Source organism: Amycolatopsis decaplanina DSM 44594, assembly GCF_000342005.1.
Lineage (GTDB): Bacteria > Actinomycetota > Actinomycetes > Mycobacteriales > Pseudonocardiaceae > Amycolatopsis > Amycolatopsis decaplanina.
Window position 1 is genome coordinate 1 of the sequence record NZ_AOHO01000070.1, and the last position, 16,999, is coordinate 16,999.

The window sequence follows — 16,999 nt, forward strand, 5'->3', positions numbered from 1 at the left end:
GCGCGCAACCAGACTGCCCTGGCCACGTCGGCCGCCCGAGCAGCCACAGCCAGCTCAGCGCGCGCCTGGGCGAGTTCCTGATCGGCGGTGTCGAGGTTCGTCTCTTCCGTGGCCAACTCGGCGGCGAGTCGTTTGCTCTGTTCCTTCGCTTCCGCGCGAGAACCGATCCCGGTCGACTGGAGAATGGCGACACTCGCGGCCACCCGTGCTCGCTGCGCGGCGATCCGCGCATCGAGTCCGGTCTCGTCCGGCACGCCGGCGACCTCGCGCAGCCGCTGCTCGACGGCCTGAAGTTCGAACCACTTCTGATCGGCAGCGCCCTGTTTCCGATGGAGGATCGACTCCTTGGCCCGCCACAACGCGGAGGCCTGCGAAACCCTGTTCTGGGCCAGCGAGGCCTTCGCCGGAAGCGGCGCGCCCAGGACCTTGGCCAGGTCGGCGTTGATCACCCGAGGCAGGGCCGATCCCGGAAGCTCGACGACCACGGCGCTGGTGACCCCGCCCACGTCGGCCACGATCAAGTGCTCGGTGTCGAACTTGATCAACCCGCTACGACCCGTGTCCTGCAGGGTCACCGTGCGCAATCCCGCGGTGACGCCGGAGAGCTGGCCACTCGCCATGGCCGCCTGCACGTCAGCGCCACCAGGAATGTGCAGGTTGTCGGCTCGATCGGTGATGCCCCCGTCACCGCCGACAAGCTGGGCACCGGCGGTGCCGGAACGGGCGGTGTCGGAAAGGAAGCTTTCGAGGATTTTCGCGGACTGGTCGAAGCGGACGCTGTCACTCAACCCGGCAATCTGTGCGCCGCTCAGCCGGGAATAGATCTTGACCTTCGCTTCCTGACCCCCGGCGAGCGACATCGTGTAGAGGGTCGGCAAGGGCAATGAAGCCGCGGACGTCTTGACGAGATTGGCCCGGATAACCGTGTTGGTCACCGACAGCGCCAGCGTGTTCATCGCACCCGTCTCGCTACTGGTCAACCCAGCTTTGGCGCCGGCACTCTTGATCGCCCGAACCACGCCTTCCCGGATGTCAGCGGCGCCGCGAAAACCTTCGACGAGAACGTCAGCGGGAAGTTTCAGTCCACTGCTCTGCCATCCCTTGACACTGGCGTCGGTGTGCCGTCCAAGCGGGATCGTCAAGCTCTCGTGTTCCCGTCCGCGATCGGCGCCGATCTNTTCAGGTCATCCGCGTTGGCCCGGATCGTGATTTCATCGGTCAACGCACTCGACGCGATCTCACGGCCTTCTTTCTCGACCGTCAGTTCCCACCGCAGCCGGACCCGGTACCGGGCACCGGGGCCGGACGCGGTGGTCGCGCGGATCGTGGTCAGCCCCGAGCCGGTGACCCGGCGGTCGATGCGCTCACGGGTGCCGCCCACACCGGCCGATCCACCCAGCGCGCCTCCGCCGCTGGGATCTCCGGTGGAGAACAAGGACCGCCAGCCAGGACGGAGCCACCCGCCCCTCGACTTCGAACGTTCTTCGACGGCCTTGTTCATGGCGGCGTTGGTGATCGCCTGCTCGATCTCGCTGCCGTCGTTTTCGTAGCCGTCGAATTCAACGGTCTCCGCCGTCGCCTTCAGCAGCACGTTGTAGTCGTCCGACCACAGCACTCCCGGCTTGTGTACGCGCAGCGGCAGGCCACCATCGAGCGCGTTGTCGAGCAACGATGCCGCGTTCGAACCATCGACCAGGTCACTCAGCCGTTCGGCGGTGTCCATCGCGTCGTCCAGAACGACCTTGGGTACCAGATTACGGTGTTCGCCGTTGAGGCCGGCGCGAAGGGCGGGCAGCAAACCGGAAAGGTCCGGCAGGTCCTCGGCGACGTAAGAGCCGAGCGACCCCGAGGAACCGAACGACAATTCCGGCGCGGCGAGTTTCGGCGCCGTCTCCCGCGGTTCCGCCGCGGGAAGCAGGCCCTGCGCCCTGGCCTGACGTTCGGTCATCCGGACGAAAAGCGAACCTGGCATGAACTTGTCGGCCCCAGCTGCGGACACCGCGCCGTCGATGACCCGCTTCTGCCTGCTCTCGGCGACCATTCGCGCTCGGACGTTGTACCGGACGAGCACCGTTCGGCTGTGGGCGGACGCCCTTTCCTTGTGGTCGACCATGACGGTGTGTTCGCTCGACCGGCCTCGCTTCCTGCCCCAGAACCTGGCCGAGGCACCCATCGCGATCCGTCCACCCGCCGACGACGTCGGCGTCGCGTCGGGCGCGAAGAAGTTCACGTTCGCGCTGGGACCCACCGCCTTTACTCTCAAGGATTCCGACGCCGCCTTGGTGGCGCCGCTGAAGGTCACCTTGTCGCGGCCGACGTCGGACACCTTCACCACCAGCGGATCGGTCAGTTCCAGCCGCATGCCGAGGGCGCCGATCCTTTTGGTGGCGCGACGCCCGTAGCTGAGACCGTTCCGCCGGAAGGCCGGTATCGAAGAGGATTTGAGCAGCGCCCGCAGCGTCTCGGGGGCGAACCATCGGTGCACGAGCTGGTGTCCCTTACTTCCCGGAAGCACCAGCACCTCGTCGTCGTTCGTGGCGCGGTTGGACAGATCAACGGCCAGCTCACCGAGTTCTCCGGCGTGGGCGAACGCCTCCACATACTGGAATTCCGGCATGGGAGTGATCGACGCGGACAACTCGTCGATGGCGGGCGTCTGCTCGGGATCGAGGTGGACCACCTTCGTGGCCCCGGGAGTGAACTTCGACGGGTCGGTCTTGTGGACCGCGGATTCGCTCACCCACAACTCGGTCTTCCCCGTCACGGTGGGGATCGGGACCGCGGCGCCGGGCTGGGAGCCCGCGAGGACGCGCACCTTAGGTGTGGAACGGAAGGGCGATCCGGGGGTCAGCCGCCGGACCCAGCGGCGGGGGCGCCGGTGACTGACGATCTCGATATCGAAGGTGATGTTGTGGCTGAAGACATGGGACTGATCGGCGCCGACCTGTTCGACGGTCACGGCGCTGCCGGCCGCCCCGGAGTTCTTCCACGACCGGCCGTCGGCGAATTTGACCGGTGTCGCCGCGATGTTGGTGATCGCGCCGACGTCCAGCGCGCTGGAGAACCCGACACGTCCACGTGCTTCCGGCCCGACGCCCCAGCCGCGCTCCACACCGGCGCCACCGGCGACGGTGACACCCGTGGTCTGGATCCCGGCCACCGTGCGCCCGTCCACCTGCCCCAGGTGACGGCCATCGTCGAGCTTGCCCTTGACCCGCACGCTGACGAACTCGTCGAAGAAGAAGCCGCGATGTTTGAGCTGGGTCGAGATTCCCGGGCCGAGCAGGCTGTCCAACCGGTTCATCATCGCCGTGGCGGAGAACACCGATGCCAGCTTCCGCTGGTTCGAGAGACGTTCCTCCGCCTTGTCGCCGGAACCACGGGACGTCTTCGCCTCACGGTTGCTCCACTTGGGCAGTAGATCCTCCAGGCCAGGAGCTCGCCTCAAGGCGCTTTCGATCCGGGGCAGGATGCCCGCGGCGACAGGTGTGGCTCCGGCTCGGATGTGCCCACCGGCCGCGTCGGCGGCCAGGTAAGGAGGTTCGAACCGTGGTCCCACATCGATGAAGCGCTTTTCGTAACCCGGAGGCACCGGCAAGTTTTCGGCCGTCGCGTCGTGCAGGTCCAGCCGGACGTATTTCGTCGCCGGCTCCGTCACCCACTCGCCATGCGTGGTCTGCACGGCGATCTCACCCTTCACCCGATAGAGACCGACGTCACCTTGGACGTACATGCTGGTTCCAGTGGTGGTCGACCGCCCCGAGATCGCGGTGTCGGAAATGCTCGCGGCGATGTTCCCGGTCACTCCCCCGTAGCCGGCCGCGACCCCGGGAACGCCCGCGCCACCGCCGACACCCCCGAGAAGATCCGGCCCGGCCTTCGTGGTCGACGCGACCGATTCTTCGGCCGTCACCGTGTCCTGCGTGCGGGACTCGCCCTCGGCGGGCACCACGCCGACGAACTCCACGTCGTGCGGACGGAAGGTCATCCGGCCCGCTTCGCGGTAGAAGCCGTGACGGCTCACGAAATCCGCCGAGTAAGCAGCCTCCCCCAGCCACATCTTCCTCGACAAGGTGCGTACGTTCGCGGCGGAAACGAAGTCACGCAACGCGGCCCGACCGGGAGCCCCCAATTTGGACACAGACGGGTGAAGTTTCCGCTGGACCTTTTCGAACATGGTGCGCTCGTCGAAGTGCACCGCGTCGACAGCGAGGAATCCGAGCCTCTTTTCCCAGCCTCGATAGGGCTTTCCCTGCGAAACACCGGTCGGCTCGGTGCCCTTGCCGACCGAATCCGGAAGCAGCAAGGTGATCTCACCGGTGGTGGTACCCCCGGTGAGGCCGCCGTCTTCGCCGGTGAGGGTGATGTAGTACTTGACGGGTACCTTGGCGCTCCGCACCTCGGAGTTGGGCCGCCAGATGGTCTGCGCGTTCGTGGACGCGTCCGAGGTGCGCACCCCGACCGGCCTGGCCAGTCCCGTGCCGCCACCGGCGACGACCGGGAAGCCGCTGCTCATCAGCGAGATCGTGGAAAGCCCCAGCCGGTGGGAGGAATTCTCCGTGCGGTACTGCGAGTGGCCGAAGAGCTGCTGGTCCCGTACCTCGCGGACGGCCCTGGCGGGCTCTCGTTTGCCCTCGCCCGGCGTCGCTCCATCGAGATCCATCACAGCGACGACGTGCGCCTCGAACCATTTCTCCCCGACCCGGACCTGGAAGCTCCGGCCACCGCGCGCCTCTGGTTCGGCGGTTCCGGACGATCGATCCACGCCCGGCTCCTTACCGAGGAAGGTCTCGAACCTCGCACGGTTCAGCTTTCCGACGATGGCCTTGATGCCCTCCGGCTCCGCGGTGCCGAAGGGAGCCAGCAGCTCGGTGATGCGTTTGCCGACCTGGTCACGATCCTTCACCTCGCTCACCACGACCAGTCCCAGAGCCTTGCCGTCGCGGGCGTACTCCGGCAGGGCCCCCCGGAACGACGAACCCATCTTGCCCGTTTCCGGGGCCACGGACGGCGCGTGGCCATCGCCCTGAGCGTCCGACCGCGAAGGCCCGGCCGCGTCGTCTTCTTCCTGGATCGTGGCGAGCGGCCGGTATTGCCCCGGTCCCGGATGCGATGACCCAGGCGGGGTGCCGTTCTTCCTCGCCCAAATCTCGATGACCGGGTTTCCGACGCCTGAGACGACCTCGGGGGTGCCGGGCAGGCCGAGCGCGATCGGCCCGGGCCGCGGCGCGGAGCCGGGACGCGACACCTGGGCCAGGTGGACAGCCGCCTCCAGCACGGGCATGACCAATGCTTGATAGATGTCCTCTGCTCCGTCGCCGAAGGCAAGGGCCTGTACCTCGGCTCCCGGATTGTCCAGCAGGAACTGGGCGACATCGCGGGCTTGGTCCCTGAGTTCGACGCCCCCGTCCAGCTGTCCAGGCGCCAGTTCGACCCGCAGGAGACGCTGCCCACCCGACAACGCCGGAGCGTTACCCGCGCCATCGGAGTCCGAATCCGTCTCGTCGGCCTCCCAGATCGGGGGCAGATCGGCGTCGTTGACGTCATCCACGACCAGGAGCTGATCCGCGTTCTCGTCGACCCAGATCTCGACGATCGTGTCACCGACGCCGGGCAGGAACTCGGGCATGGCCGCCAGGCCGAGTTCGCTCCGCCCGAGACGGTGCCCCAGGGGAACCGAGAGCTGCTCGAGGTTGGCGAAGGAGTCCAACTTGGGCATTACCACGCTGGTGAAGTCCCGTATGGCCGTCACGGGGTCGCCGATCACGCGATAGCGCACCCGGGGAGCGCGATCCTCCTCACGCGCGATGAGAAGGTCGCGAGTGAGCTGGGAAAGCGCCTTCCAGTGTTCGACCGGCACGGCCCAGGTGCCGGCCGGGATCTCCATCCGGACAACGCGTCGCCCGCCGTGGAGAGCCGGATCTGCCTGCGCGGCAACGAGAGCGTTGTCGTAGTCGCGTTTCGCCTTCCAGAACTTAGCGGCGGCGTGTCGCTCGAAGGTGGTCTCGATGAGGGCGCCGTTGGGGTTTCTGGCGGCCACCGCCCTGGCCTTCCCCCTGGCCGCGGTCCATTCCTTGTCGCGCCTGGCCAGTTCGAGGGCGCTGTTCTTGAGCTCTACGGGCAGCCGGTGGTTCTGGTCCTTGCGGCGAACGTGGTAGCCCTTGTCGAAGTCGACGTCAGCCACCTGCGTCGTGCGCCGGGTGAGCGGGCCGGTCGAGACGGGCTCGGCCACCAAGCGGAACCGGGTGGGATAGGACCAGGTGCTGGTGAGGGGATCGGCCACGGCGAGGGGCCCGGGCTTCGGCAGTGCCCTGCCTCCCGACCGCTGGGCACCTTCGTGCTCGTGACCTTCACCAAAGGCGCCGTGCGGCTCGAAACCGAAGAACAAGGCCTGCATACCGCCGAAGACCTGACGGCCCTCTTCGTAGGTGGTGTGCCCGGACGCTTGGGGTACGCCAACTCCGAAGACGGGCAGGGTCGCGACCACCTGCGCGGTTTCGCTGCCGCCGCTGAACTCCTTCGCCCGCGTGGTATCCGTGTGCCCGTTGAGCTTGATCCGCCCGCTCACGTTCTCGAGGGCGCCAGGCCCGTCGATCATGGCGTGCAGTGTCAACTTCACGCCGAGTTCCACGGGGAGGGTCAGCTCGGTACCCGTGGTGTCGTCTCTTTCCGGCAGGACGGCCTCGGACGGCAGGGTCGAGGCGCTGCCGGCACCGAAGTGCGACCGCGCCAAGGCGTTCAGCTGGCTGGGGGTGAGCTGCTCCCGCAGCAGTGCCAGCGTCCGCGAGTCCAGTTTCTTCCCGGTCGCGGCCTCCAGCACGGTTCGAGCGGCGTCACGCAGAGCCTCGACCTTGCCGTCGAAGTGGGTGATCCGGAAGTCCGCGGGGTCGTCCGGCAGGTGCGCGGCGCCGGACGGGTGCCGCCACTTGTCGAGGGCGGTCTCGGTGGCTTCGGTTTCCGCACGCCGGGTGACCGTACCTTCGTGCGGCAGGTCGTCGCCGGTTCCTCGGTCTTCCACCGCGGACCGGGTGAGCACTGTGCGCTCGGCGGAGATTTCGGCGATGCGCTCACCGTGCCGTTCGAAGCGAATGTCGAAATCGAGATCGACGCTGCGCTCGGCCAGCGCCCCGCTGACCGTCTCCGACTGCATCAGGTTCGCGGTGCGGCTGTTGGTGCGGCTCCTGAACTGGCCCAGCCACTCGATGATGTGCCCGACGCCGTACCCGAGCGTGGTGAGGGGCGCACCGTGCTTGCCGTGCTCGCGCTCGGCATCCTTCACGTCGGATTCCGATTGGAACGTCATGCCCGCGGCCGGAATCGTCATCAGTTCGAGGAAGGTCCGCTTCGCGGTGCGAGCCGTCGCCGCCCACACGGACGCCACCGACGTCTTGGTGAGCTCTCCGTGCACGACACCGACCGGCCTCGGCTCGCTCGTCGGCCGAACGTCGACGACGAGATCGTAGGTCTCTCCGCTGAGTTTGTTCTCCAGCCGCAGGCCGGCACTGGCGCCCCCGTTGGCCAAGTCGACCATCGACGCCTGGAAGTTGGACAGGAAGCGCACGATCGCGCGATGGTTGTCGTGTCCGGTGTCCGAGGCCGCGCTGTTCAGCAGTTGATCGGCCTTCTCCTTGGTGAGAGCGCTCTCCAAGCGTGAGAGGAGGCCGGCCGGGTTGCCCGTCGCGTCAGCCTTGTCGGCTTGGTAAAGCTGGCCGCTGAGGTCCACCGGCTCGCTGACGCCATCGGCCCAGTTCGAGCCGCCGAGGTTGTGACCTTTAGGGACGTCGTCGAGCTGTCCGGCGAACAGGGGCGCCGGCGCCGCGGAACTCGCGTGGCCACGGCGAGCGTCTTCGGCCGCCTGCTGGATCCTCACCTCGTGCAGTTGCTCGTCGGTCAGCAGGACTCTCACGGCTCGCGGAAGTTCGGATCGATGCGCGGCCGTTTTGGCGGGCCGTGTCTTCCGGAAGTGCCACCGGTCGAGAAGACCACGCCTGGCCGTCTCCACAGAGACCGTCGTCTCCAGCGTGGCTTCGACCACATGGACGCGGCGCGGCTCGAGGTTCTGCGCCCTGTTGGTTGACACCCGCGTCTTGCGGCTCACCTTCTTGCTGATGGTGGAGCGCCAGAGGTTCAGTTCCGCGAGGATCGGGCCCACACCACGCATGACCGTTCCCGACGAGTGCGCGACCCCCTCACTGACAGCGAAGACCGCCGGCTCGATCTCGTTCGAGAACCCCCAACTGCTGCTCTTCTCCGCCGAAGTCGAAGTCGAAACTCCCACGCCCTGTTGAGGTTGCTGCCAGAAGGTGTCGAGCACTTCCGGGTCGCGGAGGCGGTAGGACACCCCCGCCGCGGCGGTCCGCGCCGCCTTCCGGCGCTTCCACCGCAAGCCGTCGATCCGGGTCGGACGGTTGAACACACGCAAGTCCGAGCGCATGGCCTCGACCGAGATCGCCTGTTCGATCAACGCGGAGTTCTCGCCGTCCCGGAATTTCCAGATCGGGTCACCGGACGCGCGGTTGAGGGTCGTCCTGACGAGCTTGCGCACTTGGTCCAGCCCGGCCACCGAAAGGACTTGGACACCGTCGAGGACACGGGAAGTCCCGGTCCGCAGGTAGTCGGCCTTGTTCAGCGGTCGCGACGGAAGCCGGGTACCCGCTGTCACCGACACCGAACGCAGAGCGTCGCGTTCCGCCTCCGTCAGCTCGAGCACTACCTCGGTGACGATCGTGCGGGGAGCGCGGCGGTCCGCGGTGGCTCGCGAGTCGATGACGGGCAGGTGGTGTTCTTCGGGAACGTCCTTGCCTCGCTTACCGAGGGTGAGTCCTCTGGCGAAGTCGTTGTGCCGAGACCAATACGAACCTGAGACCTTCAGTTCGACCTTCGCCGCGTAGCGGTATTTCGGCTCCGGAACGACCGCACCCGACTCGTCCAGTTCGGAGCCGACGGTCCCGCCCGCGGCCAGCTCGGTGTCACGTGCTCGCCCGGTGGCCCTCGCCCGGTTGACCGACACCCTGTGCGTGCTGGTCATCATGACGGTATTGCCGGCCAGTGCCCCATAGATCCGGGCGCGGATCCCGGCGCTGACGTTCCAGCCATCGCCGACGGTGTCCCCGCCGCGTTCTGCGTCGGTCAACGCCGCGGTACCGGTACCGCCCTTGACCGGCCCCAACGGCTCTCGGAGCGGGGCCAGCAATCGGGCGTCGATCTGGAAGCCGCTGTGGTAGTCATGCCCCCGGCCCGGCTCGGGGGCCAGGTCGAGGAACTGTGACCGGTCGAAGAGCAGGTTCGGCAACCGCCGGGCGAGGTTGTCCGCGGACAACGCCGTTTCGATGGCTTCCCAGCGTTCATGCTGGCGCTCCAGCTTCCCGGTCAAACCGTTCTTCAGTTTGCGGTCACCGAACGGGGTCACGAGCCCCGCGTCCCGCCACGCCCAGCGCTTGTGCCCGGGAATCGTCTTCGCCGAGTCGCGGAGGATCGTCTTGAGGCGAGCGCTGGCTTCGGACAGTTTCAGCGGCGCGCCCGCAGTGCCGGTACCCGGGGCGGCGTACCTGTTGATCGCGGCGCCGGTGACCTCGCCGGGCAGCAGACCGGCTTGCCGTGCGTCGTCGAGCTGAGCCCACTGAGTCCCGTCCACGGCCCGGACGAAGGTGAGCGGCGACCGGCCGGGCACGCGGACCTGCAGGTCGTACACCGTGCGGTAGCGGACCACACTGTCGGTGTAGGAGCGGGTCACCGAAAGACCTGAATCCTGGCCATTCGTGGCCGTCCTGCTCTTGCTGTAGCTGCCCCCGAGGGAAGGACCTGCTCCCAAGGTGATCATGCCGTAGTCGAAACCCGGCCCGCCGGCCAGGTAGCTGGTGAAGTCGCGACTGCCGGTACTCGACGCTGTCTTCGAGCTTGTCTCGGCTTCGTGCTCGCGGAACTCGGCGCCCTCGATCGTCTCCAAGTACGCGACCTTGCGGGCGACGGCCCGCATCTGCACCTTCTGCGTCCGCGAGGAGACAAGACGCTTGATCGGATTCCCGCCTCGGACCAGCGAGTGCGAGGTGACCCAGCCTGTTTCGGCATCGGCCTGTGGAGTCACCGCCATGTCCGAGAGGTTTTCGGTGATGGAGCCTGTGCCAAGGAACCCTCTCAGCACTTCACGCGAGTCCTTGTCCAGTTCGCCGAGGCGAACGAGGACCTGATCGAACATCTTCCGCGGCGTTCCCCGCCGCACCGTGACGGCTTCGGTGGCCGATGGGGGCAAGGTGTCGGGCATCGGCACCGGACGGCCCTTGTCACGCAGTCCTTCGGGCACGCTGAACTCAGCCGCGACCGGCTTCCACAACGGGCTGTCACCCAGGTGTTTGATACTCAACTTCGAATCGTCGCTTCGGGCATCTTCCGGCTCGACGACCACCGTCATCGGCACCCTGACCGAACGCGTTCCCCGGTAACCGCTCTCGCCGTCCCCTGGCCGCTCAGGCAGCGAGACACTGATCTGCTTGGACCCGCCTAGGTCGTGGCCGTGCGTGCGGCTGGTGGACACGGCGGTCGGCATCGAGACGAACCCCGTGGTGAACAGACCGGGAACCATCGGGGTGAAGAAGATCCAGGTGGTCTGCGGGTTCGTCTTCGTCCCGGTGCGCGCACCGCTGTTCCCGGAACTTTCCCGGGTCACCGCCTTCGTCGTCCCGGTCCGGCTAGCCGTCTGCTGCTTCGGCCAATGGAGTTGGTCGATCCTGATCCGGATGGGCCTGCCGCCCAGGGTGAACACGCGACCTTCGCCGATGAAGGAGCCCGCGTCGGTACCGAACGCATGCTCGAGATCGGCGAGTTCCGTCGCCGTGGGCGGCTTCGGGGCGAATGAGCGGGCCGACTCGACCACTTGGCCCACTTCCTCGGTGCGGCTCAACTGCCTGGCGATTCCCAGCGCCTTGCCTGCGCGGAGATACCCCGGGATCGCCCGGGCGGTCCCGGGAAGGGCGCGGGTTTCCGTGCCGGGAGCGACCTGCGGAACCGAAGATCCACGGGCGTCGGTGACAGGCGCTTGGGTTTCCGACGTGACCGGAGCCCCGGTCAGCCCGGCCTGCGGCTGTGACTGGGACACAACGGATGACTCGGCCTCACGCGATCCCAGGCCTTCCAGTCCGATCGCCATCGAGGGAATCACGGGGGTTCGAGAGTCCACGGTGGACGATGTTCCGGTCTGCGGTCCCAGGTGGACCGGCTGCTTCAGTCCCAGCCGGGGAGCCCGGACAGGAGCCGTCAACACATACGCGCCCGGCTTCTCCGCTCCCCCCGGCTCCTTCTCGATCCATCCCTCGCCGTCCTTCGCCAGTCGCGGCACCGGAACACCGTCGACGTGGTCGATCCGGCCCACCCGCGCCGCCGGACCGTCCATCAACTCGCCGTCGATCGCCCCGAACAACACCTCATCAGGCGGGTAAGACACCTTGACCTTCAGCTGATCCACCAGCACCCCGGCCAACTCCGGCAGGCCCTCCTGAGCACAGAGGAACAGCCGCACCGAGTCCGTACCGTTCCATCCCGAGGCCCGGAGCGTGTCCACCACGGTCACCGAATCCGGCACCTTGTGATCCGTGATCACCACACCGAACACACCCGGCTCGTGTGGCAACCATCGCGCCGCTCCGCCCACCTTCGACTTCGGGTCACCCAGCACCATCCCCGCCCGGACACGCCCCACACCGTCACTCACCGGCACCAGCCCACCCAGCGCCACCAGACCATCCGCACCTACACCGCGAACGACGTCTTCAGGCAGCAAAGCGTCGAATTCCTTCTCGAACCGCTCGATCGCACGGGCGGAGTCTCCCGTGAGCAAGGGCTCGAGTGTCGCCTCGCCGAGTTCGCGCTTCGTCAGCTTGACCTGGACGTGCACGCTGCTGCCGTGGCCGGCACGAGCCTTTTCCCCTCTCACCTCGATCGCGATGTGCCTGGGCTTGATTTTCAGTCCCGCCTGGGTGAACCGGCTCGTCTCCGCCGCCAGCTTCTCGCGCACCTGGCCGGCCACGGCCTCGGCCCGCGCCAGTCCCATCTGCTCGGCCCGGCCGCCGTCCGCCCAATCGCCCTCGTTCCCGTAGCCGAGCACGGTGATCTTCGGCAGATCCCGCTGGTTCAGACGTTTGCGCGACCGCCACGCGCCGGCACCCGTAACCGATTCCACCAGGGCATCGATTTCGGTCTCCCAATCACCGGCGACCGAACTCAGCTCCGTGCCGTCGAACGAGAACTGAATCATCACGTCGTCGATCTCGTTGACGGCGAGGCTCGCCATCGAGATCGGCGGAGCCGGTTCATCATCTTCCGAGCGGCCTGACGTCTGAGTAGCCCCGTCCTCCAGCAACCTCGCCCGCTCCCCCATCTCCATGGCTCCGGTGTAGCCGTAGACATCGGCGTCCTCACCGGTCAGCTTTCGCCACTCACGCAGGAGTCCAGCCAGGAAACGCCGGTCCAGCGGTTCGGACGAGTGCAGGAGGTCCAGCGAAACGCTCTGTCCCGATGGGTGGGCCTGCTGGAAGATGCCGCTGCCGTGGACGATATGTGCGCCCACATGGGCCAAGTCCCCGACATCATCACCGATCTGGTCGGGAACATCAGTCCGGAGGGCGAAACGTAATCCGTCCGGCCGGCTCGTCCACTGGATCTGCCACAACGGCTTCCGGTCGGCCACCGAAGCCCCCACGTACGGGACCGCGCCTTCCTCCAAACCGAACTGCGTCTTCAAGACGCCCGTGCTCAGGAAATATCGCGCCCGCATCGCGGTGGCGTTCCGTGCTGTCATCTGAGCTGAGTGCGCTCCGATTTCGTCGAGCGGGAACACCTGGCCGTATACGCCGAGTTCCTCGTTGCCCAAGGGGTAGCTCAGAGCGTTCTCGACACCCGGCCGGGGAGCTAAGTCGGCCCATGTGGTGCCACCGTCCGTACCCAGCGTGCCGTCGCTGTTGAAGCTGAAACGCCCAGACAAAGCGAAAGCCCTCCGGCGGAACCCGCCGGGCACCAGTCCTTGAGTGAACTCACGCAGTTCACCGATGGCGTCCGCACCACGGTCCTGCTCGTTCACCGCCCGCACCACCAGTCCCCGCTTCCGGTTTCCGGTGAACCGATGGTCCAGTCTCGCCCGCAGAGCGGGTTCGTTGCGAAGGATCCGCGTGAGCTCCGCCATCGTCGACGGGTGCTCGACACCATCGATCCGAGTCGTCAGGAAGCCTTCCTCGCCACGGCCCAGGAAGAGGAACAACGGCATCGTCGTTTTCCCCCACATGGAAGGCGATTCCATCACTGAGCCGTCGGCCTGCCGTTCGGAATACGTGCGGATACTGTCGACTGTCGCTTCGGCCGCCCATTGCTTGACCTCTTCGAGGTGCGCCTCGTCGCCCTTGAACCGGGTGAACAGCGCGACCGTGTTTCCGGATCGGTCGGGCAGGACCTCGATGGCCAGATCGCCTGCTCGCAGCCCGGACACCAGCACCGGCCGATCTTGGCCGAGCGTGGTGATGGCGTCCGGCGAGATCGTCACCTCCCCGTCGAACGCGTAGACGGGATTGAAGAGCCCGCCGACATGCAGGGCTCCCGCGAAATCGAAGCCCAGACCACCGAAATTGTTGCGCGCCCCCGCTTTGTTCCCGACGATCAGTACCGGTTTGCCGGCGTTCGCCCGCAGCGTCGAATGGAAGTTCTCGTCATTCAGCCACAGCCGTCCCAGTTGTTCCCCGTCGATCTCCGCGACCGGGCCGGATTCATGCTTGTATCGGGCGAACGTGCCATCCGGCGCATTAACGACCAGCACCAGGGGATCCACGATTCCCCAAGAGCCGAGATGCTCCGCGACACCGTCAGAATCCAACGACGTCGCGAACTGCTCGAAGACCTGCTGCTGCCGCTCGCCGCCCGCTAATCCGAACACCGGGCCCGAGGCGACGTGGACCAGGTCCGCCACGGAAGGCAGGCCGCCTTCGGTGAACTTGGCACCCTTCGGCACTTGAAGGATCATGGTCGGTTCGGCGCCCGACTCTGCTTGGAAGCCGAAGTCATAGTCACCCACGAATTCGTGGGTGAGGATGGGGCCGGCCTGTGAGCGCAACTCCGTCATGAACTGTTTCGCGGCCCTGTTTCCCTCGTTCAAGTTACTGGTTTCGAGCCATAGCAACAACGGTGGCCGCACCGACGCTGTCATGGCCTCTTGGAACCACTTCGCCTTCGCCATGGTCCTGGCTTGCTGTTGCGGTGAGATACCACTCACCCGGCCGTCCTGCAACGGTGTACTGATCTGACCGTCACGCTGCCTCAGGGGAACCACGAGAGGAGGAACCCGCATTCCCGACGTCGCCGACGCCCACGCCGCCCGTCGGGCCGAGACGGACAACTCACGATCGTCCTTCTCAGCCACCACGCGGAGAGTGTGCTCGTCCAATTTGTGCGCGAACTCCTCGATCCCCCTTCCGACGAAACCCATTCCTCCCGGCTGCCTGCCCCAGCCACCGCCGATCGGAACCCATGCGACGTCTTCCGGAGCCAGTTCCGACACCTGGACCGGATCACTGTTCGGGAATACCTCTCCGGTCTCGTCGAAGCTGACGCTCATCCAGAACACCGGCCGGAACGGTCCGCCATCGCGCAGCGCGGCCGAGAATTCCCCACCCACCGAGAGGACGTCATCCTCGCCGAACAGGTCTGTCCCATCCTCGGACACGAGCAGGAGGACGGGTTGCCGGGCGTCTGCGGCCGGGAAGAGAGAAGACGCCTTCACGTGACCTGCGAGCGCGACCGCGTCGATCACTTGGCCCTGATGGGAGAAGCCGGATCCGGATCGCTGAACATAGACGTTGAACGACTCCGAGTCGATCAGCGGAAGATCCGACTCGTGCAGGCTTCGCCACCGGGCCTCTTCGCTTGAGCCTTCGGTGGCGAGGCTGAGCGCGCCCAGCGAATTCATCGTCGCCGGGTACTCGACACCCTCCCGGGGAACTTCCTCGACGTCGTCCTCCGAATCGGAGGAATCCGAGTCGTCGTCGATCACTACAGCCTCGACCGCCGAGTGGTCGGTCCCCTCTGATTCCGTATCGAACTCATTTGCCGAGCCACCCGTACCGACGTAGGAATCGGCTGCCGAATTCTCGGCTTCGCTGAAGCCGAAGTCGGTCACCGGCTCGTCCGCGGCCTGGAAGGTCGCGTCGGATGCCGCGTCAGAGTCCGAATCGGCGGCGCCCGAGGACTCACCCGCCTCCGGCAGGGCATCATCATCGTTCCTTGCGCTCCCCGGGAAAACGGGTGTGTTCCGCGGGGAGGTCCGCAAGGTTCCGAGTTTGGTGGCGAGTTCCTCGGACAGCTTCTCGGCGTCCTGTTCGGACAGTCCGTTGGCCAGATATCCCGCGACGAGGTCTTTGATCGCGTTGTTCAGCCTGACAGCGTCCGCTTGTTCGGGGGCCGGGTTTTCGATCCAGACGGGCACCCGGTGATACCGAGACACAATTCTGGTGGCTTGCGCGATGTAGGGTTGAACATCGTGTGCGGGTTTCTTCCCGAACTCCCGCTGGGGCAGGCCACCATCGCTGTGAACCCACTCCAGCGCACCCTCGCGGTTCGTCGGAATCGGCAGCCACGACGGTGCCCGTTCCACCGGTTCCACACTGCCCAGGACACCGTTGCGGCGACGCCACCCCACCGGGCCGGTCAGACCGAACGCCTTCAGATCAGCGAGTCGGTCAGCGGCCTCGGCGCTCACGGCATCGCCGGTGGCGAGAGACTCGTGCAGTCGCCAGGCGACGATGTCGATTCCTGCCTCATACCGGGCACGGTGCAGAGCGTGGACCCGCGGGACGGTCCCGTCGAACCGCAGTGGCTCGTGGTGGTACCTGTTCATCAGCTCGCGAGCCCGCGTGAGGACCCTGTCCCTGTCGGTGCTTTCCAGTGCTGCCAGCCCGTCACGCGCTGTCCGCAGATCGGAAGACCACGGCCCCGCCGGATCAGCGACGTCGTTGTAAACGACCGGGCCGTACAACCCACCCACAGGACGCTGCCCCTTCACCGACACCCGCACCGTCGCGCTCCGCGGGTCGTCCGCCGGCACCACACGCGACTCGATATCCACCCGTGCCAGCACATCCTCGACCTGCACCCCCAGCACATTCACCGGGTAATTCGCCAACCGCGCCGTCACCGCGCTCTCCACCCACGACCTCAGTGAATCCGCGCCAGTACCCAGCTGCCCCTCCTCGACGAACAGCGTTACCCGCATCTGCGGCGACACCTCCGGCCGAACCCGCACCACCGCATCGACAAACCCCAGCGTCATCAAGCGGACGGAGTCATCGCCGAAGTCCCTCCACGCGACGGACTCACTCAGCGGCCCCTCCCACTCCGCCCGGGCGACTCCCCGCGATGCCTCCACGACCCAGCCATCGACCAACCCGCCCGACATCTCCGCCACGGCAGTGTTGCTGTAGCGGTAATCCGCCTGCGGAGTCCTCTCATCCGCGATGTCGTCGAACCAAGCCTGAACCCATTCCACAGGCGCGGGATCCAGCTCCACCTTTTCCCGGACCATGTCCAGCAACTCCACCGGAAGCTGTCCCAGAAGGGTCTCTTCAAGAAGTAGCCTGGTTTCCTCACTCAACGGGGATTTCCGTAGCTCGGCGACACTCAACCATTTCGCGATGCCACGCCGCAGCAGAAATTCCTTCAATGTCCGCGGCCCCGACCCATCCGCCGCGGGCCGCCACGCCGCCACCTCCAGAGGAACAACAGAAGCGGACTCCGGATCGCTGGTCTGCACCACACCACTACGAGATGACTCACCCGCATCCGGCAGGGCATCATCATCGTTCCGTGCGCCACCAGCCAAAGCAGACGTGCTCTGCGGAGACGTCCGCCGGGTGCCGCGTTTGGTGGCGAGTTCCTCGGACAACTGCGACGGGACCTGTGGTGTCGAAGTCATCTGCCCGCCCCACGGCAGCAACATCTCGTGCTCGTCGGGGCCCCGGTCCAGCTCATG

General features: G+C 66.6%; 1 protein-coding gene. It reads right to left on the minus strand.

Translation table 11 applies throughout. The annotated features are described in order from the left end of the window. Positions 1-956, minus strand: a 956-nt coding sequence (locus tag H074_RS28260; protein ID WP_161630703.1) for a hypothetical protein, incomplete at its 3' end; no start/stop codon positions are given. Positions 957-16,999: the final 16,043 nt, after the last annotated feature.